Here is a 20,055-nt window from a genome sequence, read left to right as displayed (position 1 = left end):
CGGAGGTTATCGGCCTTCGCGAGACGCCATGCAAGCGATCACCCGCCGGACATGGTCGCGGGTTTCGTCCAGTCCGCCGCCGGTCGGGATGAGATAGTCGGCGCGGGCGCGCTTCTCGGCATCGGGCATCTGCCGCGCCAGGATCGCCGCGAACTTGGCCTCGGTCATGCCCGGCCGGGCAAGTACCCGCTGGCGCTGGATTTCTTCCGGCGCGGAGACGACCGCGACGCGGTCGACCCGCGCATCGCCGCCGGTCTCGAACAGCAGCGGGATGTCGAACACGACCAGCGGCGTGCCGGCATGATCGGCGAGAAAGGCGGCGCGTTCCTCCGCCACGGCGGGGTGGACGATCGCCTCCAGCCGCCCGAACGCCGCCGAATCGCCCATCACCGCCGCCGACAGGGCAGGACGGTCGACGCCCTGCGCGCCCGTCGTGCCGGGAAAGGCCGATTCGATCGCCGGCACCAGCCGTCCGCCCGGCCCCTGCAGGCGGTGGACGGTCGCATCGGCGTCGAACACCGGCACGCCCGCGTCGACGAACATCGCCGCGACCGTCGACTTGCCCATGCCGATCGATCCGGTCAGGCCCAGCGTCCGCATGGGGATCAGGCAGTCAGGGCGGCGCGCAGATCCTCGTCCCGGTCGCGGGGCGGGGCCTGGCCGAACAGGATCTCGAACGCCACCGCCGCCTGCGCCACCAGCATGTCCAGTCCGTCGACCGTCTCCAGCCCACGCGCCCGCGCGGCGGCGAGTAGGTCCGTCTCCAGCGGCGCATAGACGATGTCGTAGACGATCGCGTCCTCGGGCAGCGCCGACAAGTCGAGCACCAGCGGCGGCTGGCCGGTCATGCCCAGGCTGGAGGCGTTGACCGTCAGCGCGGCGGGGGGCACGGCCGGCCCGAGCGGCAGCGCCTGGCCCTTCAGGCCGAACTGGCTGAGCAGCGCCGCTGCCTTCAGCACGTTGCGGTTCATCACCGTCACCGGCCCGACCCCGACGCGCGACAGCGCCCAGAGGATCGCGCGCGCCGCGCCGCCCGCGCCGATCACCGTCACCGGCTGGCCTGCCAGGTCGAGTTCGGCGATCGGCGACCAGAAGCCGGCGGCATCGGTATTGGTGCCAGCCAGCGTGCCGTCCTCGGTACGGAAGACGGTGTTGATCGCGCCGATCGACTGGCGCACCCCGCCCGGATCGGCGACATGGTCGAGCGCGGCGACCTTATGCGGCACGGTGACGTTGCAGCCGCGCCACTCGGGATCGTCCGCCCGGTCGCGCAGGAAGGCGCCCAGATCGTCGGGCGCGACCCGGGTGGCGCGATAATCCGCGTCCAGGCCGAGCTGGCCCAGCCAGTGGCGGTGGATCATCGGCGACTTGCTGTGCCCGATCGGGTCCCCGATCACCTCGGCGTAGATCATGCCGGCATCACCTTTCGTTCGCGCAGATAGGCCAGCACCGGCAGCAGCGGCATGCCCAATATGGTGAAATGGCTGCCCTCGACCCGGTTGAACAGCTGGACGCCGGGGCCCTCGACCCGGAAACAGCCGACGCAACCGGCGATCGCCGGCCATTCGGCGTCCAGATAGCGGTCGATGAACGCGTCGCTGAGCGGCCGGACATGGAGGCGGGCGCGATCGACCTGCCGCCAGACCGCGCGGCCATTCTCCGCGATTACCGCCGCGCTCCACAGGTCGTGGATGCCCCCCGACATGGCGCGCAGGTGGCGCGCGGCGTCGTCGCGGTCGACCGGCTTGTCGAGCCGGGTGCCGTCGGCGAGCGCCACCAGCGAATCCGATCCCAGCACCAGGGCGCCGGGTACCTGGGTCGCGATCTTCACCGCCTTCAGTTCGGCGAGCGCATCGGCCAGGTCGCGCGGCGACAGGTCGGCGAGCGCCTGTTTCGCCGACTCCTCGTCGACCATCGCCGCCATCGGCGTGAAGGGCACGCCCGCATCGGTCAGCATCGCGCGGCGCGAAGCGCTCTGCGATGCCAGGATCAGGGTGGGGGCGTCGCTCATGAATCGGCCTTGCGCTGGTTGACGAGCGAGACGACCGCGGCGGCGGTCTCCTCGATCGAGCGGCGGGTGACGTCGATCACCGGCCAGCCATTATCGGCGAACAGCCGGCGGGCGAAGGCGATCTCCTTGAGCACCGATTCCTCCTCGACATAGGCGGTGTCGGGCATCTGGTTGAGCGACAACAGCCGGTTGCGGCGGATCTGGATCAACCGGTCGGCGCTGGTGGTCAGGCCGACGACCAACGGGTTGCGCAGCGAATAGAGCGCGGCCGGCGGCGGGCTTTCGACCACGATCGGGATATTGGCGGTCTTGTAGCCGCGATTGGCGAGATAGATGGAGGTCGGCGTCTTGGACGAGCGGCTGACCCCCGCCAGCACGATATCCGCTTCCTCCCATTCTTCCCAGGCGATGCCGTCGTCATGCGCGATGGTCCACTGGATCGCATCGACGCGCGCGAAATAGGCGGCGTCCAGCACGTGCTGGCGGCCGGGGCGCGCCTTGGCCTGTTGCCCCAGCATCGCCGACAGCGCGTCGTTGACCGGGTCGAGCGGCGCGACCGCCGGCAGGCCGAGCGCGGCGCAACGCGACTCCAGGATGCGGCGGGTGGACGGATTGACCAGGGTGAACACGACCAGCCCCGGATTCTGCGCGATCTCCTGGAGGATGCGCTCCAGATGCGCCTCGGTGCGGACCATCGGCCAGAAATGTCGCACCGTTTCGACATCGTCATATTGCGCCAGCGCCGCCTTGGCGATGTTTTCCAGCGTCTCGCCGGTCGAATCCGACAGGAGGTGGAGGTGGAGCCGCGTCATCATGCGCGCGCCTCCCGGAGGTTGGTGCGGCGGCGGGACCGATCTGTGGACAACATGGGGGTAAGCGGTAGCGCAACCCGTCCGACCGGGGAAGCGCGTCGCGACCGGTGGACGACTCCGTTTTTATCCACAGCGCCATCCACACCCTCCGGATTCATTCCACAGCCTGTGGATAACGTGGAACATCGAATCGAATCGCGAGGGAATCGACGAATCAGGATCGGTCAATCTGTTGGCATTTCGGGGATGGCCGCTTAATCCCCGCTGCCAACGCGCCTACGACTTCATCATCCCTAAGACTCTTATTCTTCTTAGATAGAAGGGCCGGACCGACCCGTGAAACGCCTCTTGTCCACGCTCCGCGGCGAGCGTCATGCCATCCCGCCCCTCTGGCTCATGCGCCAGGCGGGCCGGTATCTGCCGGAATATCGCGCACTCCGGGCGGAGAAAGGCGGCTTCCTGGCGCTGGCGACCGATCCCGTCGCGGCGGCGGAAGTCACGCTCCAGCCGATCCGCCGGTTCGGATTCGACGGCGCGATCCTCTTCTCCGACATCCTGATGGTTCCCTGGGCGCTGGGCCAGGCGCTGACGTTCGGGGCGGGGGAGGGGCCACGCCTGACCCCGCCGCTGGTCGACCACGCGCTGTCGGCGCTGGAGCGCGTCCCCGAGCGGCTGGAGCCGGTCTATGCCACCGTGCAGGCGGTCGCGGCCGCCCTGCCCGCCGACACGACCTTCCTGGGCTTTGCAGGGTCGCCCTGGACCGTGGCGACCTATATGGTCGCGGGCGCCGGATCGAAGGACCAGGGCGAGACCCGGCGCTTCGCCTATAACGACCCGCAGGCCTTCGCCGCGATCATCGATGCCATCATGGACTGCACCGTGACCTATCTGGTGGCGCAGGCCGATGCCGGAGTGGAGGCGGTGCAGCTGTTCGACAGTTGGGCGGGCAGCCTGTCGCCGGCGCAGTTCGAACGCTGGGTCATCGCCCCCAATGCCGCGATCGTCGCGCGGCTGAAGACGCTGCGGCCGGGCCTGGTCGTCATCGGCTTTCCCAAGGGGGCGGGCGGCAAATTGCCCGCCTATGCCCGCGAAACCGGCGTCGACGCGCTGGGCTTGGACGAGACGGTCGATCCGGTCTGGGCGCATGCCAATCTGCCGGAGGGGATGCCGGTCCAGGGCAATCTCGACCCGCTCGCGCTGATCGCGGGAGGGGTGGAACTGGACCGCGCGGTGGACGATATCCTCGCCGCGCTGGCGGATCGCCCGCATGTGTTCAATCTGGGCCACGGCATCCTGCCCGACACGCCGGTGGCTCATGTCGAGCGACTGATCGCTCGTGTCAGGAGGATGGGATGACCGGATGGCTGGGCGCGGCCTATGACTGGGTGAAGGCGGCGCATATCATCTTCGTGATCTTCTGGATGGCGGGGCTGTTCATGCTGCCGCGCTATCTGGTCTATCATCAGGAGGCGCTGGCCGCCGGCCGTACCGAGGAGGCGGCGCAATGGGTCGAGCGCGAGGGCAAGATCCGCCACATCATCCTGACCCCCGCGCTGATCGTCACCTGGGTGCTGGGGCTGTCGCTGGCGCTCAACCTGGGGCTGGCGGACGGGGTACCGGGGCTGGGCTGGCTGCATGCCAAGCTGGCGCTGGTGCTGCTGCTCTCGGGCTATCACGGCTGGATGGTCGGCTATGCGCGCAAGCTGGCGGCGGGAAAGCCGACGCTCACCGGCCGGCACCTTCGGATGTTGAACGAGGTGCCCGCGCTCGCCGTGTCGCTGATCGTCGTGCTGGTGATCGTCCGACCCTGATCCGCTTATCCCCGCATTCGCCCACCGACTTATCCACAGGGTCGGTGGGCGAATCCGCATCGCGAAACCCCGCTTGACGGGGGGCATCGGCCCGCTTACGTCCTTGCAGCGCGTAGAGCGGTGTCCTGCCGTTCCGCGTTCCTCCCTCCAGCTTCATGTCGCCGCGTCCTGCCGCTGACCGAGCTTCTCCCCAACTACCTGTCGCATTTGGAAATTTTCCATGCATCTCAAAGATCTCAAGAAGAAGACGCCGGCTGAGCTGGTGCAATTGGCCGAGGAACTCGGCGTCGAGGGAGCCTCGACCCTGCGCAAGCAGGACCTGCTGTTCGCCATCCTGAAGGAGCAGGCGGAGCAGGGCGACCAGATCATGGGCCTGGGCACGATCGAAGTGTTGCAGGACGGCTTCGGCTTCCTGCGCTCGCCCGAGGCGAATTATCTCGCCGGGCCGGACGACATCTATGTCTCACCCAACCAGGTCCGCAAATGGGGCCTGCGCACCGGCGATACGGTCGAGGGCGAGATCCGCGCGCCCAAGGACGGCGAGCGCTATTTCGCGATCACGCGCCTCATCTCGGTCAATTTCGACGATCCCGATGCGGTCCGCCACCGCGTCAACTTCGACAACCTCACGCCGCTCTACCCGGAAGAGAAGCTGACGCTCGATCCGGCCGATCCGACGCAGAAGGACAAGTCGGCGCGCGTCATCGACATCGTGTCGCCGCAGGGCAAGGGCCAGCGCACGCTGATCGTCGCGCCGCCGCGCGTCGGCAAGACGGTGATGCTCCAGAACATCGCCAAGGCGATCACCGACAATCACCCCGAGGTGTTCCTGCTGGTGCTGCTGATCGACGAGCGCCCCGAGGAAGTCACCGACATGCAGCGTTCGGTGAAGGGCGAGGTCGTCTCCTCCACCTTCGACGAGCCGGCGCAGCGTCACGTCCAGGTCGCCGAGATGGTGATCGAGAAGGCGAAGCGGCTGGTCGAGCACAAGAAGGACGTGGTGATCCTGCTCGACTCGATCACCCGCCTGGGCCGCGCCTACAACACGGTGGTGCCGTCGTCGGGCAAGGTGCTGACCGGCGGTGTCGACGCCAATGCGCTCCAGCGGCCGAAGCGCTTCTTCGGCGCGGCGCGCAACATCGAGGAGGGCGGCTCGCTCTCGATCATCGCCACCGCGCTGATCGACACGGGCAGCCGCATGGACGAGGTGATCTTCGAGGAGTTCAAGGGCACCGGCAACTCCGAGATCGTGCTCGACCGCAAGGTGGCGGACAAGCGCATCTTCCCCGCGCTCGACGTGGGCAAGTCGGGCACCCGCAAGGAGGAGCTGCTGGTCCAGAAGGACAAGCTGTCCAAGATGTGGGTGCTGCGCCGCATCCTCATGCAGATGGGCACGATCGACTCGATGGAGTTCCTGCTCGACAAGATGAAGAACTCCAAGACCAACGAGGATTTCTTCGATAGCATGAACCAGTAAGGGCAGGAGCCGGGCGGCGCGTGTCACGCAGGTGGCGCGCCGCCGGTTTCCGTCGGTTCGTCCTTGCGAGCGAAGCACCGCTATCCAGGGCGGGACGCGCCGGACTTCGGATGACTTCGCCGGGCTCGCAATGACGGCATCGGTATCGCGGCGCGGGGCGGGTCCCCGCGCCGTTCTTGTATGTGGGCGGCTTCTGCGTAGGACGGGGATACAAGCGCCGCGGCCACGAGTTGCGGTGACATCATCCGGGAGCCGACCCTTGTCCATCCTCACTCTACTTGCCGGGGCTGCCAGTGCCGCAGCTGCCGGGCCGGGATCGCCGGCCGAAATCTGGCAGCACATCCTCGCCGACTTCTCCAACATCACCGAACCTGCCGCGCTCGCCGCCTTCGGATCGGTGCTGATGATCGACCTGGTGCTGGCGGGCGACAATGCCATCGTCGTCGGCGCGCTGGCGGCGGGGCTGCCGGCGGCGGACCGGCGCAAGGTCATCCTGATCGGCATCGGCGCGGCACTGGTGCTGCGCATCCTGTTCGCGCTGATCGTCACCTGGCTGATGGGTGTGGTCGGGCTGATCTTCGCGGGCGGCCTGCTGCTGCTCTGGGTGAGCTGGAAGTTCTGGCGCGAGATCCGCAACGGGGGCGATCATGCGGACGGCGCGGCCGGGGACGAGGTGTCCGGCGTGAAATCCGCGCGCAGCTTCGCGGCGGCGGCCTGGGCGGTCGCGGTCGCCGACGTGTCGATGAGCCTGGACAATGTCCTGGCCGTCGCCGGCGCGGCGCGCGAGCATCCCGGCATCCTGGTCGTCGGGCTGATCCTGTCGGTGGCGCTGATGGGACTGGCGGCGAACTTCATCGCGCGGATCATCGATCGCTACCGCTGGATCGCCTATATCGGCCTGGCGGTGATCCTCTTCGTCGCGGTGCGCATGATCTATGAAGGCTGGGTCGGCACCGACGACACGCTGGGGTTGGTCAGCCTGTTCGGCTGATCGCCCGTCACCACCCGAAAGTCATACGGCCCGCCGTCCCATAGGGGAGGGCGGGCCGTTTCATTGTCGGGGGTGGAACCACCGGCTCCACCCTTTGGCCGTCAGCCGAGATGGTCGGCGAAAAAGGCCATGGTCGCGGCATCGGCGCGCTTGGCGGACTCGTCCGAGCGGCGCTGCCCGAACTCGGTGGCGAAGCCGTGATCCTCGCCGGGATAGTCGATCAGCGTCACCTTGGGGTGATCGTCCAGCCCCTCGTGCATCCGCGCCTGGCTGGCCTTGTCGACGAAGTGATCCTCCTGCGGCACGTGCAACAGCACCGGATGCGCGATCGCCGCCGCCTCGCCGAGCAGCCCGTCCACGCCGACCGCATAATAACCGACGCTCGCCTGGCTGTCGGTCCGCGCGGCCGCCATGAAGGCGAGGCGTCCGCCCAGGCAATAGCCGACCACGCCGACCTTGCCGGCCTCGCCCAGTTCGGATCGGGCGACGCGGATCGTCGCTTCGATGTCGCGGATGCCCTGGTCCTGGTCGAATTTGCCCATCCAGTCGAGCGCCGCCTGCATCTGCTCGGGCACGTCCGGGTCGAGCTCGATGCCCGGCTGCATCCGCCAGAACAGGTCGGGCGCGATCGCCAGATAGCCGGCCTCGGCCAGCGCATCGCACTTGCGACGGATGCCGGCATTCACGCCGAAGATTTCCTGGATGACGATGATGGCGGCGCGCGGGGTTCCGGTGGGCGCGGCGCGGTAGGCGTCGAAGCGACCGGTGCCGTCGAGCGGCGTTATGCTGATGCTGGTCATGCGGGGTCCTCTGCTTGCGGGATGGGGCAAGCTCCGCGCATGATTATGGTGGTGGAGCCAGGGTGGCTCAAGGAGAAGCGCTCATGAAGATCACGGTCGAGATCGACTGCACGCCGGAAGAGGCGCGCCGCGCCATGGGCCTGCCCGACCTGACGCCGGTGCACGACCAGTATCTGGCGATGCTGCGCGAAGCGATGGAGGGGCAGTTCCGCCCCGAGGCGATGGAGACGATGATGCGCAACTGGGCGCCGATGGGGGAGGCGGGCATGGCCTTCTGGCGACGGATGATCGAGAGCACGGGCAAGTCGGCCGGATGATCGACACGATCTTCGCCCTGTCGTCGGGCCAACCGCCGGCGGGGATCGCCGTGGTGCGGATCAGCGGCCCCTCCGCCTTCGACGCCGCACATGCGCTCGGCGCCATGCCGAAGACGCTCCGCCGCGCGACCTTGCGTGCGCTCCGGGGGCGGGACGGTGGCTTGCTCGACCGGGCGCTGGTCATCGCCTTTGATGGTCCCGCCACCGCGACCGGCGAGGATTTGGTGGAGCTGCATTGCCATGGTGGTCGTGCCGTCGTCGCTGCAGTGCTGGCGGCGCTGGCCACCGTGCCCGGATGCCGACTGGCGCAACCGGGGGAGTTCACCCGACGCGCGCTGGCCAATGGCCGCATCGACCTCAGCGAAGCGGAGGGACTGGCGGACCTGCTGGAGGCGGAAACCGAGCAGCAACGCGCCCTCGCGCTGCGATCGCTGGAGGGGGCGATCAGTCGGGCGGTACGGGGTTGGCTGACCGAGGTGGCGATGCTGTCGGCGCGGATCGAGGTGATGCTCGACTATGCCGATGAGGAGGATGCCGGCGCCAACGATGCCGGAGCGATCCGGTCGGCCATGGCGGTGCTGGCGACGACGATCGATCAGGCGGCGTCCGCCCCGCCGGTCGAGCGCGTGCGCGACGGGTTGCGGGTGGTCATTGCCGGCCCGCCCAATGCCGGCAAGTCTACCCTGCTCAATCTGCTGGTCGGGCGGGATGCGGCGATCGTTTCGCCGATCGCGGGCACGACGCGCGACCGGATCGAAGCCCCGGTCGTCCGCCATGGCCGGGCCTATCTGCTGATCGACACGGCGGGCCTGACCGAGACGGAGGACGTGGTCGAGGCGATCGGCGTCGACCGCGCACGCGCTGCGGTGGCAGAAGCGGACATTGTGCTTTGGGTCAGTGACGAACCGTCCCCGCATGATGCTGCCCTGCATGTCCATGCGCGGGCGGACCTGACCGGGCGGGAAGCAGTGCCGGCCGGCCGGCTCGGCGTCCGTCGCGACGATGCGGCGACGATCATGGCGCTATGGAATGCCATGGAGGAACGGGCCGCGACCTTGCTGCCGCCGGTCGACGCGCTGCCGCTTCGGGCCCGGCATCGAGAGCTCTGCCGGGCCGCCGCGACCGCCCTTTGCGAGGCGCCGGCCGACCCCCTGTTGATCGGTGAACACCTGCGTTTGGCACGATCCAAGCTCGCGGCGATCACCGGAGTGGATGCGACCGAGGTCATGCTCGATCAGCTGTTCCGACGTTTCTGCTTGGGAAAATGATGTTCCACGTGGAACAGCTTTGGCGTGACGAAGGATAATCGCTACAGGCGAATGATGTTCGACGTCATCGTTCTCGGTGCCGGCCATGCGGGGATCGAAGCCGCATCGGCCGCAGCCCGTCGTGGGGCCGCCACCGCCCTGATCAGCTTCTCGACCGACAATATCGGCGTCATGTCCTGCAACCCCTCGATCGGCGGATTGGGGAAGGGGCATATCGTCCGCGAGGTCGACGCCTTTGACGGGGTGATGGCGCGGGCCGCCGATGCCGCTGCGATCCACCATCGGCTGCTCAATGCCAGCAAGGGCGCGGCCGTGCAGGGGCCGAGAATCCAAGCGGACCGACGTCGCTACCAGGCGGCGGTGAAGGCGATGATGGCGGAGAGCGGGGTAACCTTCCTCGCCGGCGAAGTGGTCGGTCTGGATTTGACCGGGGGCGCGGTGCAGGGCGTGACGCTGGCCACCGGCGAGCGGATCGCCACCCGTGCGCTGGTCATCGCGACGGGCACCTTCCTGGGGGGGCGCATCTTCCGCGGCGACGAACGGCATGCCGGCGGCCGGATCGAAGAGCGGAGCGCGGGGTTGCTCGCCGACCATTTCCGCGACCTAGCCTTGCCGATGGCGCGGCTCAAGACTGGCACGCCCCCCCGTCTCGATGGCCGCACCATCGACTGGGCGCGACTGGCGGAGCAGCCGTCCGACGACCTCGGCTGGACGATGTCGGCGCTCACCCCCGGCCGGCAACTGCCGCAAATTTCCTGCGCGATCACCCGGACGATCAGCGCGACCCATGCGGTGATCCGCGATCATCTCGACTCGTCGCCGCTCTATTCCGGGGCGATCGAGGGGCAGGGGCCACGCTATTGCCCGTCGATCGAGGACAAGATCCATCGCTTCGGCGACCGCGACGGCCACCAGATCTTCCTGGAACCGGAGGGTCTGGATGACCCGACCGTCTACCCCAACGGCCTGTCGACCAGCCTGTCGACCGAGGCGCAGCATGCGATGATCGCCACCATTGCCGGTCTCGAACATGCCCGCATCACCGTGCCGGGCTATGCCGTCGAATATGACCATATCGACCCGCGCGCCCTGACGCCGACGCTGGCGGTGCGGTCGGTCGAGGGCCTGTTCTGCGCCGGCCAGATCAACGGCACGACCGGCTATGAAGAGGCGGCGGGGCAGGGACTGGTCGCCGGTCTCAACGCGGCGGCCCATGCGTGCGATCTCGCGCCCGTCATTCTCGACCGGGCGTCGAGCTATATCGGCGTGATGATCGACGACCTCGTGCTGCAAGGTGTCACCGAGCCATATCGGATGCTGACCGCCCGCGCCGAGTTCCGGCTCTCGCTGCGGGCCGACAATGCCGAAACCCGATTGGCGACGGTGGCGCAGCAGGCGGGTTGCGTATCGGCAGAGCGGCTGGTCCATCAGGCGCGAACCAACGATCAACGGGCGACGCTGCGCCAGCGGCTCGACCGGTCGCTGACCGCGAGCGATATCCAGGCCATGGGCGGACGGGTCAGCCAGGATGGCGCGCGCCGCAGCATCTGGGAATGGCTGCGCTTCGACGGCATCGATCTCGAGCGGATCGAGCCCGAGGCCCTGGCCGGTATCGACCCGGCCGTGATCCGGGAGGTGGCGGAGGATGCCCGCTACGCGCCCTATCTCGAACGGCAGGCGCAGGAGGTGGCGACGCTCCGGTCGGAGGAAGCCATCCCCTTGCCGGCTGATATCGACTATGCCGCCATCGCCGGTCTCTCCAACGAAATGGTCGCACGGCTCGATGCCAGCCGGCCGATCTCACTCGCCGCGGCCGCCCGGATACGGGGGATCACCCCGGCCGCGCTGTCCGCCGTTCTCCTTCACGCCAAACGGTATGCCGCATGACCGAAGATGATGCCCGGGCCTGGGTCGATACGCATTTCGGATCGCCGGCGGTCGACCGCCTGACCCGCTTCGTCACGATGCTGGCGGAGGAAATGCAGCGCCAGAATCTGATCGCTCCCTCTACGCTAGAGATCGTGTGGAGCCGGCATCTGGTCGACTCGCTGCAACTCGGATTGCTCGCGGGAGCGCCGGCGGAGCAGTGGCTCGATATCGGCACGGGGGCCGGCTTCCCGGGACTGGTGCTGGCCATGGCGATCGACGCCCGCTTCCTGCTGGTCGAGCCGCGCCGGCGGCGGGTCGATTTCCTGCAAGCCTGTGCCGATGCGCTCAGGCTCGACCATGTCGAAATTGCGTGCGCCAAGGTGGAGCAGATCGCCCGACCGTCCCACATCATTACGGCCCGGGCGGTGGCGTCGATCGAAAAGCTTTTGCAGTCGGCCGCGGCTTGCGCCACAGCGGAGACACGATGGTTGCTGCCTCGCGGCGCCGTCGATCCGAAAGAACTGCGCGGCCTCGACCGGCGATATGGGCTGACGTTCCACGTGGAACAATCCCTGACCGCAGCGGACTCGTCGATCGTGATAGCCGATGGAGCCAAGCGATGATCGTTGTTGCAGTCGCCAACCAGAAGGGTGGGGTGGGCAAGACCACCAGTGCGATCAACCTTGCCACCGCCCTGTCGGCGACGGGGCAGCATGTGCTGCTGATCGATCTCGATCCGCAGGGAAATGCCTCGACCGGTCTGGGGGTGGGACATTCCCAACGGGTCAATTCCAGCTACGATGTGCTGATCGGCAATATGACGCTCGACAAGGCCGTCATGACGACGAAGGTGCCGAGGCTCGATCTGGTTCCCGCGACCGTCGATCTCTCGGGCGCCGAGATCGAACTGGTCGAGATGGATGCGCGGACCCATCGTCTGGACGAAGCCTTGCGGCGCAGCACGACCCCCTGGGACATCGTGCTGATCGACTGCCCGCCCTCGCTGGGTCTGTTGACGATGAACGCGATGGTCGCGTCGGACACCTTGTTCGTTCCGCTGCAATGCGAGTTCTTTGCGCTGGAGGGGCTGTCGCAATTGCTGACGACCGTCGAGCGCATTCGTCAGCGCTTTAACCCGGGATTGTCGATTCTGGGTGTAGCGCTCACCATGTATGATCGGCGCAACCGGCTGACCGAACAGGTCTCCGCCGATGTGCGCGCCGTGTTGGGCAAGGTGGTGTTCGATACTGTGATTCCGCGTAACGTCCGTCTTTCCGAAGCGCCGAGCCATGGCTTGCCGGCGCTCATCTACGATCATCGCTGTTCCGGTTCGGAGGCCTATATCGCCCTGGCGCGCGAGATCATCGTGCGCTTGCCGAGCAAGGCGGCCGCGGCATGAGCGAGGCGTCCCCCCGCCGATCCCGCGCCGGCCTCGGCCGGGGTCTCGACGCCCTGCTGGGTGAGATGGCCCGCGAGGTGCCGGTCTCGGACGATGCGTCCGAAAAGAACAACGGCATCCGGACACTGCCGATCAGCGCCTTGGCCCCGCATCCGCAACAGCCACGCCGTCGCTTCGACGATGCGTTGCTGGAAGAGCTCGCCGCATCGATCGCGGCGCGCGGCGTCATCCAGCCGATCGTGGTCCGGCCGCACGGGCATCAGTTCCAGATCGTCGCCGGCGAGCGGCGGTGGCGCGCGGCGCAGCGCGCTCGGCTGCACGAAGTGCCGGTGGTGGTGCGCGATTTCGACGATCTCGAAACAATGGAGATCGCCCTTGTCGAGAATATCCAGCGCCAGGACCTGAACGCCATCGAAGAGGCGCAGGCCTATCAGCGGCTGGCCGGCGAATATGGTCATACCCAGGATGCGCTGGCGAAGATCGTTCACAAGTCGCGCAGCCACGTCGCCAATCTGTTGCGACTGCTCGAACTGCCCGACCAAGTACAAGCCAGGGTCGTCGACGGTACGCTGACGATGGGCCATGCCCGCGCCTTGCTCGGCGCCCCCGATGTCGAGCGGCTGGCGGAGCAGGTGGTGGTGCGCGGCCTGTCGGTCCGGGATACCGAGAAGCTCACCCGCGACAAGAAGCCGCGCAAGTCCGAACCATCGGAAAAGACCGCACCGGCTTTGCCCGACGCGGACATCATCGCGCTGCAGACGCAACTGGCCGATCTGCTCGGCGTTTCGGTCCAGATCGCGCACGGGCCCAAGGGCGGCACGCTGACCCTGAGCTATTCGACGCTCGATCAGCTGGACATGCTCTGCCAGCGCCTGACCGGGGAAGGGATCTGACCAGTGTGCAGCATCACGGCTTGGGGTGATGATCTAGTCGATATCGGATCGGACACGCCACCCTGTTGGCTCGGTGGTGACGGTGAGATGGCGCAGGCGATTCGCCGTCATTCCTGGTGTCAGACCGATATGGGCCCGCTCGCCGGATGGCCGCGATCGCTGCAATCGGTGTTGCGGCTGATCCTGACCGCGCCCGAGCCGATGGCGCTGTGGTGGGGCCCCAACTGCCGACAGGTTTGGAATGACGGCTTCGCCGATCATCTCGCGGCGGCGGGGGTCGCGATGGACCTCGGGTCCAGGGCGGCAGAGGCTTGGTCGACCTGCTGGCCGATGTTCCAACAGGCCTTGGATCGCGCCGCCGATGCCTGGGGACCGCAACCGGCGCTGACCCTGCCGCCGAGTTTCAGCCGGGCATTGACCCAGGTGACGATCCGCCCGGTCGAAGATGACTTGGGGCAGATCGCTGGTTTCGTGATCCGGTTGCAGCCGATGGACCGGAACGGTCTGTCGAGCGACGACCCGGTGACGCTACCGATCGATCGCCGGATCGATGACCGATCGGCGCTCACCCTGTTGCATGATCTCCATCTTCGCTTGCGTGAAGCGAAGGATGTGAACGAAGCGATGAGCGAGGTGCTGTATCTCGCCACCTCCTTTGCGGACACTGATCGGGGCGGTGTCCACCTGGTCGACGCCGATGACCGGTGGATCAGCCTGGTCGCGCTTCAGGGTTTCACCGGCGAGAGTGACTATACGCGCACCTATTGCGAGCATGATCTCAGAATCCCAAGCCCGGTGCTCGACCGTCTGAGGACGAAGCGCCAGCGCGTTGTCCTGACGGATGTCGCGCGATCCAACCTGCCCGAAGTCGTTCGGACGATGATGCAGGATGCAGGGGTCGCGGCGATGGTGTCGATCCCGCTGATCGGTCCGGAGCGTCACTTCCTGGGTGTGCTGACCGTCCATTTTCGTGAAGCACGGTCGCTGGACAGTTTCACGCTGCGTCTGCTCGATCTGCTCGGCTGGATGGCGGGGGAGTTCGTTCATATCCGGCAGGTCTTGCAGCGGATCGAAAACCAGCATCGCGATGACCAGCGTCTGCGGCGGCTCAGTCAGCAATGGCGCGGCATGGCCGATCCGCTGGCCATCCAGCAACACACGATCCGGAAACTGGTCAAATGGCTGGACGTGGAACGGTGCGGTTTCATCTACTTCAATGCGGACAAGGAGACGCTGGAGGTCGAGGCGATCGATCCGGATCGTCCGAGCGAAGCGCGTCGACTGGCGATTCCGGCGAGCCATTGTCCCGACCAGTTGCTCGACCCGATCCGAAAAGGGCAGACGATCGCGCTGGACGATTGCGGCACCGATCCGGCCCGGGACTATCTCGGCTCGATCGGGATCGGTGCATTATGCGCCGTGCCGCTCCTCAGCCGGGACCGGGTCGTCGGCTGCCTGTTCATCGGCACCGGCTCCAAGCGGCATTGGAGCTGTGCCGAGGTCAAGTTCCTGGAGGAGGTCGGCGAGCGTTGCAAATTGGCGGTCGCTCGCGCCCGGGCCGAAGCCACCTTGCAGGAAACGAGCGATCGCTTTCGCCGCACCACCGAATTGCTGCCAAGTCTGTTGTGGCATGCCGATAGCGACGGAATCAACTTCGTCGATAATCGCCAGTGGGAGCGGCTGACCGGCCAATCCTATTCGGACGGGCAGAATGGCGGCTGGATTCGGTCCGTCCATCCGGAAGACCGGCCGATGGAACTGGATATCGTCAAGCGCGCGGACGACTTCCATACGCCCATCGAGCGACAGGTCCGCTACCGGATGCGCGATGGCAGCTATCGCTGGTTCCTGGCGCGTTCGGTCCCGGCCCGCGACAAGAATGGACAGGTCACCGGCTGGTATGGCTCGGCGATCGACATCCATGAATTACGGACATTGAAGGACCGACAGGGGTTCCTGCTCGCCGAGTTGCAGCACCGGGTTCGTAACCTGCTGACGGTGACCCGGTCGGTGTTCGAGCGGACGATCGAGTCGGGTTATGACATAGATGACATCAACGATCATTTCCGTGGTCGACTGGACGCACTGGCCCGGACCCATGCCGGTATCTCGCACCACCCGGAACAGTTGGTCGATCTTCAGAATCTTGTGCGGGAGGAATTGCTCAGCGTCGGCGTTTCCGACGGGCCATCTGTCCGGATCGAGGGCCCCGACGTGGGGATGCCACTGGACATTGCCGAGAATTTGGCTTTAACATTTCATGAACTGACTGTAAACGCGATCAAATTTGGTGCGTTAAAAGTGAAGTCCGGCAAGCTTGCTATCACTTGGCAGGTTGATGCGGATCATAGGGGAGGCAAGAAGCTGCTACTGAGCTGGACAGAATCCGGCATTCCGGCGATCGATCTGCGACCCAGCCGCTATGGTTTCGGGCGAGAATTGATCGAGGAAGCGCTACCCTATCGACTAAGGGCTGATACGGAGTTGCTGTTCGAACGTGGCGGCGTACGCTGCACGATCGCAGTTCCTCTGTCGCCCGTCGATGACGATGCCGTGCGCTATGGAGAAGGGGGGTGGTCGTGATGCTGAATGGCAAGCGCATCCTCGTGATCGAGGACGAATATTACATCGCCTCGGACCTGAAACGCGCCCTGCTCCGCGAGGGGGCGGTCGTCGTTGGACCGTTCAACACCGTGCCTCAAGGTTTGGCCGCGGTGAGCAACGATCCGATCGATGCCGCGTTGATCGATGTGAATCTGGAGGGTGTGACCTCGTTCCCGATCGCGGACAAGCTGGACGAGCAAGGCGTGCCTTATACGTTTCTGACGGGCTATGACGGGACCACCCTGCCGGATGGATATCGCGACCGACCGCGCCTGGCCAAGCCCTTTACCATGGAGATCGTGCTGAACAGCTTGCGCGATCTTATCTGCCCGGAGGTGGCATTGTGATACGTGCAATCAGAGCTTTTCGCGATCCTGGCGCGGCGGTACGCCGGCTGAACACGCTGGTGCCGCTCGACGACGACGCGACCTTCGCGCTGACCGACGCCTTGACGACCGCGCGCCCGATCAAGCCGCGCCGCGAGTTGATCGGCGAGGGCCATGAGATCGTCGAGCCGCTGCTCATCCTCAGCGGCTGGGCGGCGCGCGTGCGATTCCTGGCCGATGGTCGTCGCCAGTTCCTCAGCTTCCTGTTGCCGGGCGATGTCGTCGGGCTCGGGCAACAGTCGCGGCCCGTGGCGACGGCGACGGTGATCGCGCTGACGCCGGTCGAGATCTGTTCGGCGCCACTCCGCGACAAGTCGCCGGCGTTGGCCGAGGCCTATGCGCTCAGCCGGGCATTGGACGAAGCCTATCTGCTCGCCAACATCACCCGGCTCGGCCGGCTCAATGCGCAGGAACGGATCGGCGACCTGTTCCTCGAACTGCTCGAACGCCTGCGGATGGCGGGGCTGGAAAGCGGCAACAGCTTCGCGCTGCCACTGACGCAGGAAATGATCGCCGATGCGCTGGGCCTGACCTCGGTCCACGTCAATCGCATGATCCAGCTCTTCCGCCGCGAAGGCGATTTGACCTGGAAGACGGGCCGGCTGACGCTGACCGATCCGGTGGCGCTGGCGCGCAAGATCAACCGGCAGCCGGTACGGGTGTCGGCCATTCCCTTCGGCACGGCGCGCTGATCGCTTCGCCGAACAGCCTGTCCGGATAGAAAAAGGGCCAGCGCGACACGATCGTCGCGCTGGCCCTTTTTCCATGATTCGGCGTACCGGTACGGACCGTCCGCACCGGCACGGGAGGGGATCACCCCATCCGCTTGCCGAGTTCCTTGTTCAGGTACAGCGCCGCCAGCGTGCCGATCGCGCCCGACAGCAGATAGCCACCGGCGGCCAGCAGGCCGAAATTCTGCGCCAGCACCAGCGCCGCCAGCGGGGCGAAGCCGGCGCCGAACAGCCAGGCCAGGTCCGAGGTGAGCGCCGCGCCGGTGTATCGGGCGCGCTTCGGGAAATTGTTGGTCACCGCGCCCGACGACTGGCCGAAGGACAGGCCGAGCAGGATGAAGCCACCGATCATGAAGGCCAGCTCGCCCACGTCGCCGCCATTGAGCAGCTGCGGCGCGAAACCGCTGAACGCGGCGATCGCGACGGCGGTATAGCCGAGCAGCGAGCGGCGACCGATCCGGTCCGCCAACATGCCCGACACGACAATCGCGCCGACGCCGAACACCGCGCCGATCATCTCGATCAGCAGGAAGCGGGTGATGCTCTGGTCGGTGAACAGCATGACCCAGGACAGCGGGAACACCGTGACCATGTGGAACAGCGCGAAGCTGGCGAGCGGTGCGAAGGCGCCGATCACGATGTTGCGCCACTGCGCGCGGATCGTCGCGCCGACCGGCGAGGCGGTCAGCTCGCGGGTGTCGAACAGCTCGGTATATTCCGGCGTCACGACGATGCGCAGGCGGGCGAACAGCGCCACCACGTTGAGCGCGAACGCCACGAAGAAGGGATAGCGCCAGCCCCAGGACAGGAAGTCGCCCGGCGACAGCAGCCCGGAGAAGAAGGCGAACAGTCCGCTCGCCACGATCAGGCCGAGCGGTGCGCCGAGCTGCGGCACCATCGCATACCAGCCGCGCTTGCCCTCCGGCGCGTTGAGCGCGAGCAGCGAGGCGAGACCGTCCCAGGCCCCGCCGAGCGCGATGCCCTGGCCAACGCGGAACAGGCCGAGCAGGATGGCCGAGGCCATGCCGACCTGCTCGTAGCCGGGCAGGAAGGCGAGCGACACGGTCGAGGTGCCGAGCAGGAACAGGGCGATCGTCAGCTTGGTGCCGCGGCCATGGCGACGGTCGATCGCCATGAAGATCTGCGTCCCCAGCGGCCGCGCCAGGAAGGCGAGGGGGAAGAGCGTGAAGGACAGGAGCGTGCCCGTCACCCGGTCGACGAAGGGGAAGACGATCTGCGGGAACACCAGCACCGAGGCGATGGCATAGACGAAGAAGTCGAAGAATTCGGACGTGCGCCCGATGATCACGCCGATCGCGATCTCGCCGGGGTGCACGTCATGATGGCCTTCCGCGTACATCGCACGGGCATCGCGCTCGATGCCCTGCGATGTGGGCGTGGAAGAGGCGGCGGTCTCAGCCATGGCCTGAAGCTACTCCAAATATTTGGAGAGAGGCTTAGCGAGCCATGCCGCAATGCGGGATAGGACAAATTGTCCTATTTCGCAGATGCACAATCGGGAGTAGCCGCCACACCAATATGTCCCGATCCCTCTCTTGCTCCCGCGGCCTCCGGGCTGCTGCGCTGGCCGCACCCGCCCTGTTGGGCGGCTGCGACATGGTGGTCATGAACCCCGCCGGCGATGTCGCGCGTCAACAGGCCGACCTGATCCTGTGGTCGACCGGGCTGATGCTGATCATCATCATCCCGGTGATCGCGCTCACCGTGCTGTTCGCGTGGAAATACCGCGCCAGCAACACGGAGGCCGAATATCGACCCGACTGGGACCATTCGACCGGCCTGGAGCTGGTGATCTGGGCGATGCCGCTGCTGATCGTCATCGCGCTCGGCGCGCTGACCTGGCTGGCGACGCACACGCTCGATCCCTATCGCCCGCTGACCCGCGTCGCGCCGGGCGAGCCGGTGACGCCCGCGACCAAGCCGCTGGTGGTCGAGGTCGTGTCGATGGATTGGAAGTGGCTGTTCCTCTATCCGGAACAGGGCATCGCCACGGTCAACCAGCTGGTGGTGCCGGTCAACCGGCCGGTCCAGTTCAAGATGACCTCCTCGTCGGTGATGAACACCTTCTACGTCCCCGCCATGGCCGGCATGATCTACACCATGCCGGGCATGGAAACGCAGCTCCACGCGGTGCTGAACAAGACCGGCACGTTCGAGGGCAAGTCCGCCAATTATAGCGGCGCCGGCTTCTCCTACATGAACTTCCCGACCCGTTCGGTGACCGAGGCGCAGTTCGGCGAATGGGTCGAATCGATCCGCCGCCAGCCGGATCGCCTGTCCACCGACCGGTATCTGGAGCTGGAGAAGCCCAGCGAGCGCGTGCCGGCGATGGGCTTCAACGCGGTGCAGCCGGGCCTGTGGGACAAGATCCTGGGCATGTGCGTGAAGCCGGGCACCCCCTGCATGCAGGATGCCATGGCCAAGGACATGCACCGCGGCGCCCATGCCCCGGTCAGCAACCGTCCGCCCGTCGACAAGCCCGACGGCGCGCTGTTCAAGGCGCCCGAGGACAAGAAGGGCGGCGAGAATCGCGGTGCGCCGATCGAGACGCCGGCCGGGTCGCAGGATCGCGGCGGTGAGAAAAATCGCAGCTTCTCCGCGATCGACCATTCCACGCTGCCGGGCGTCCCCGGCCGTTCCTCCGCCGCTGCGGGGGCCTGAGAGA

The 20,055-nt window shown here is 66.7% G+C and carries 20 protein-coding genes; 14 read left to right on the top strand and 6 right to left on the bottom strand.

Annotation, left to right across the window (positions count from 1 at the left end; translation table 11 throughout):
- Positions 1 to 6: 6 nt before the first annotated feature.
- The 4 genes from coaE to QE452_RS15690 are packed head-to-tail and all read right to left on the bottom strand — an operon-like array spanning position 7 to position 2,823.
- The gene (gene coaE, locus QE452_RS15705; protein ID WP_309659330.1) at positions 7 to 600 is read right to left on the bottom strand and encodes a dephospho-CoA kinase; all 594 of its coding nucleotides are present in this window, start codon (positions 598 to 600) and stop codon (positions 7 to 9) included.
- Between the two features lie 5 nt (positions 601 to 605).
- On the bottom strand, positions 606 to 1,412 hold the full coding sequence (locus QE452_RS15700) for a shikimate dehydrogenase (RefSeq protein WP_309659331.1): 807 nt from the start codon (positions 1,410 to 1,412) through the stop codon (positions 606 to 608).
- Positions 1,409 to 1,957: a Maf family protein gene (locus QE452_RS15695; protein WP_309659424.1), complete on the bottom strand. Its 549-nt coding sequence runs from the start codon at positions 1,955 to 1,957 to the stop codon at positions 1,409 to 1,411. Before QE452_RS15695 ends, QE452_RS15700 begins: the two co-directional genes overlap by 4 nt.
- Before the next feature lie 50 nt (positions 1,958 to 2,007).
- A complete protein-coding gene (locus tag QE452_RS15690; RefSeq protein WP_309659425.1) occupies positions 2,008 to 2,823 on the bottom strand; it encodes a pyruvate, water dikinase regulatory protein in 816 nt (271 codons plus the stop codon).
- Positions 2,824 to 3,159: 336 nt separating this feature from the next.
- Here QE452_RS15690 and hemE point away from each other — a divergent pair, with 336 nt between their 5' ends.
- From hemE to QE452_RS15670, 4 genes are all read left to right on the top strand, one after another.
- On the top strand, positions 3,160 to 4,179 hold the full coding sequence (hemE, locus tag QE452_RS15685) for a uroporphyrinogen decarboxylase (protein WP_309730355.1): 1,020 nt from the start codon (positions 3,160 to 3,162) through the stop codon (positions 4,177 to 4,179).
- Entirely contained in the window at positions 4,176 to 4,634 is a 459-nt protein-coding gene (locus QE452_RS15680; RefSeq protein ID WP_309659332.1) for a CopD family protein, read from the top strand. Before hemE ends, QE452_RS15680 begins: the two co-directional genes overlap by 4 nt.
- Before the next feature lie 220 nt (positions 4,635 to 4,854).
- Positions 4,855 to 6,111 (top strand): transcription termination factor Rho, encoded by a 1,257-nt coding sequence (gene rho / locus QE452_RS15675; protein WP_125994773.1) that lies wholly within the window; start codon positions 4,855 to 4,857, stop codon positions 6,109 to 6,111.
- A gap of 259 nt (positions 6,112 to 6,370) precedes the next feature.
- On the top strand, positions 6,371 to 7,102 hold the full coding sequence (locus QE452_RS15670) for a YjbE family putative metal transport protein (protein ID WP_405052774.1): 732 nt from the start codon (positions 6,371 to 6,373) through the stop codon (positions 7,100 to 7,102).
- Between the two features lie 101 nt (positions 7,103 to 7,203).
- Here the strand turns inward: QE452_RS15670 and QE452_RS15665 are convergent, their stop codons facing one another.
- Positions 7,204 to 7,902 (bottom strand): dienelactone hydrolase family protein, encoded by a 699-nt coding sequence (locus tag QE452_RS15665; protein WP_125994775.1) that lies wholly within the window; start codon positions 7,900 to 7,902, stop codon positions 7,204 to 7,206.
- Between the two features lie 83 nt (positions 7,903 to 7,985).
- On the opposite strand from QE452_RS15665, the gene QE452_RS15660 reads away from it, so the two are divergent.
- From QE452_RS15660 to QE452_RS15620, 9 genes are all read left to right on the top strand, one after another.
- Positions 7,986 to 8,219 (top strand): DUF6489 family protein, encoded by a 234-nt coding sequence (locus QE452_RS15660; protein ID WP_125994776.1) that lies wholly within the window; start codon positions 7,986 to 7,988, stop codon positions 8,217 to 8,219.
- A complete protein-coding gene (gene mnmE, locus QE452_RS15655) occupies positions 8,216 to 9,487 on the top strand; it encodes a tRNA uridine-5-carboxymethylaminomethyl(34) synthesis GTPase MnmE (RefSeq protein ID WP_309659333.1) in 1,272 nt (423 codons plus the stop codon). Before QE452_RS15660 ends, mnmE begins: the two co-directional genes overlap by 4 nt.
- A 51-nt stretch (positions 9,488 to 9,538) precedes the next feature.
- Positions 9,539 to 11,374, top strand: a complete 1,836-nt coding sequence (mnmG, locus tag QE452_RS15650; protein ID WP_309659334.1) for a tRNA uridine-5-carboxymethylaminomethyl(34) synthesis enzyme MnmG — start codon at positions 9,539 to 9,541, stop codon at positions 11,372 to 11,374.
- The gene (gene rsmG, locus QE452_RS15645; protein ID WP_309659335.1) at positions 11,371 to 11,979 is read left to right on the top strand and encodes a 16S rRNA (guanine(527)-N(7))-methyltransferase RsmG; all 609 of its coding nucleotides are present in this window, start codon (positions 11,371 to 11,373) and stop codon (positions 11,977 to 11,979) included. The genes mnmG and rsmG overlap by 4 nt, the downstream gene beginning before the upstream one ends.
- Positions 11,976 to 12,755, top strand: a complete 780-nt coding sequence (locus QE452_RS15640) for a ParA family protein (RefSeq protein ID WP_125994780.1) — start codon at positions 11,976 to 11,978, stop codon at positions 12,753 to 12,755. Before rsmG ends, QE452_RS15640 begins: the two co-directional genes overlap by 4 nt.
- Complete coding sequence (locus tag QE452_RS15635) at positions 12,752 to 13,648, top strand: ParB/RepB/Spo0J family partition protein (protein ID WP_309659336.1); 897 nt, start codon at positions 12,752 to 12,754, stop codon at positions 13,646 to 13,648. The genes QE452_RS15640 and QE452_RS15635 overlap by 4 nt, the downstream gene beginning before the upstream one ends.
- A gap of 330 nt (positions 13,649 to 13,978) precedes the next feature.
- The gene (locus QE452_RS15630) at positions 13,979 to 16,231 is read left to right on the top strand and encodes a GAF domain-containing protein (RefSeq protein WP_309730352.1); all 2,253 of its coding nucleotides are present in this window, start codon (positions 13,979 to 13,981) and stop codon (positions 16,229 to 16,231) included.
- Entirely contained in the window at positions 16,222 to 16,599 is a 378-nt protein-coding gene (locus QE452_RS15625) for a response regulator (RefSeq protein ID WP_405052773.1), read from the top strand. Before QE452_RS15630 ends, QE452_RS15625 begins: the two co-directional genes overlap by 10 nt.
- Positions 16,596 to 17,330: a Crp/Fnr family transcriptional regulator gene (locus QE452_RS15620; protein WP_125994783.1), complete on the top strand. Its 735-nt coding sequence runs from the start codon at positions 16,596 to 16,598 to the stop codon at positions 17,328 to 17,330. Before QE452_RS15625 ends, QE452_RS15620 begins: the two co-directional genes overlap by 4 nt.
- A gap of 121 nt (positions 17,331 to 17,451) precedes the next feature.
- Here the strand turns inward: QE452_RS15620 and QE452_RS15615 are convergent, their stop codons facing one another.
- Positions 17,452 to 18,792 carry an MFS transporter gene (locus QE452_RS15615; RefSeq protein WP_125994784.1) on the bottom strand — a complete coding sequence of 447 codons (1,341 nt, stop codon included), beginning with the start codon at positions 18,790 to 18,792 and terminating at the stop codon, positions 17,452 to 17,454.
- Positions 18,793 to 18,908: 116 nt separating this feature from the next.
- Between QE452_RS15615 and cyoA the strand changes: the two genes are divergently transcribed.
- Entirely contained in the window at positions 18,909 to 20,051 is a 1,143-nt protein-coding gene (gene cyoA, locus QE452_RS15610; RefSeq protein WP_309659338.1) for a ubiquinol oxidase subunit II, read from the top strand.
- Positions 20,052 to 20,055 lie beyond the last annotated feature (4 nt).

It is taken from the genome of Sphingomonas sp. SORGH_AS_0438, assembly GCF_031453475.1.
In the GTDB taxonomy this organism is placed as follows: Bacteria; Pseudomonadota; Alphaproteobacteria; order Sphingomonadales; family Sphingomonadaceae; genus Sphingomonas.
This window is presented reverse-complemented; position numbering and strand designations above follow the sequence as displayed.

Coding starts and splice junctions, on each gene's coding strand:
- coaE (WP_309659330.1), bottom strand. CDS start 600: ATGCGGACGCTGGGCCTGACCGGATCGATCGGCATGGGCAAGTCGACG.
- QE452_RS15635 (WP_309659336.1), top strand. CDS start 12,752: ATGAGCGAGGCGTCCCCCCGCCGATCCCGCGCCGGCCTCGGCCGGGGT.
- QE452_RS15680 (WP_309659332.1), top strand. CDS start 4,176: ATGACCGGATGGCTGGGCGCGGCCTATGACTGGGTGAAGGCGGCGCAT.
- rsmG (WP_309659335.1), top strand. CDS start 11,371: ATGACCGAAGATGATGCCCGGGCCTGGGTCGATACGCATTTCGGATCG.
- QE452_RS15640 (WP_125994780.1), top strand. CDS start 11,976: ATGATCGTTGTTGCAGTCGCCAACCAGAAGGGTGGGGTGGGCAAGACC.
- mnmG (WP_309659334.1), top strand. CDS start 9,539: ATGATGTTCGACGTCATCGTTCTCGGTGCCGGCCATGCGGGGATCGAA.
- rho (WP_125994773.1), top strand. CDS start 4,855: ATGCATCTCAAAGATCTCAAGAAGAAGACGCCGGCTGAGCTGGTGCAA.
- QE452_RS15615 (WP_125994784.1), bottom strand. CDS start 18,792: ATGGCTGAGACCGCCGCCTCTTCCACGCCCACATCGCAGGGCATCGAG.
- mnmE (WP_309659333.1), top strand. CDS start 8,216: ATGATCGACACGATCTTCGCCCTGTCGTCGGGCCAACCGCCGGCGGGG.
- QE452_RS15630 (WP_309730352.1), top strand. CDS start 13,979: ATGTTCCAACAGGCCTTGGATCGCGCCGCCGATGCCTGGGGACCGCAA.
- QE452_RS15665 (WP_125994775.1), bottom strand. CDS start 7,902: ATGACCAGCATCAGCATAACGCCGCTCGACGGCACCGGTCGCTTCGAC.
- QE452_RS15690 (WP_309659425.1), bottom strand. CDS start 2,823: ATGACGCGGCTCCACCTCCACCTCCTGTCGGATTCGACCGGCGAGACG.
- cyoA (WP_309659338.1), top strand. CDS start 18,909: ATGTCCCGATCCCTCTCTTGCTCCCGCGGCCTCCGGGCTGCTGCGCTG.
- QE452_RS15700 (WP_309659331.1), bottom strand. CDS start 1,412: ATGATCTACGCCGAGGTGATCGGGGACCCGATCGGGCACAGCAAGTCG.
- QE452_RS15695 (WP_309659424.1), bottom strand. CDS start 1,957: ATGCTGACCGATGCGGGCGTGCCCTTCACGCCGATGGCGGCGATGGTC.
- QE452_RS15660 (WP_125994776.1), top strand. CDS start 7,986: ATGAAGATCACGGTCGAGATCGACTGCACGCCGGAAGAGGCGCGCCGC.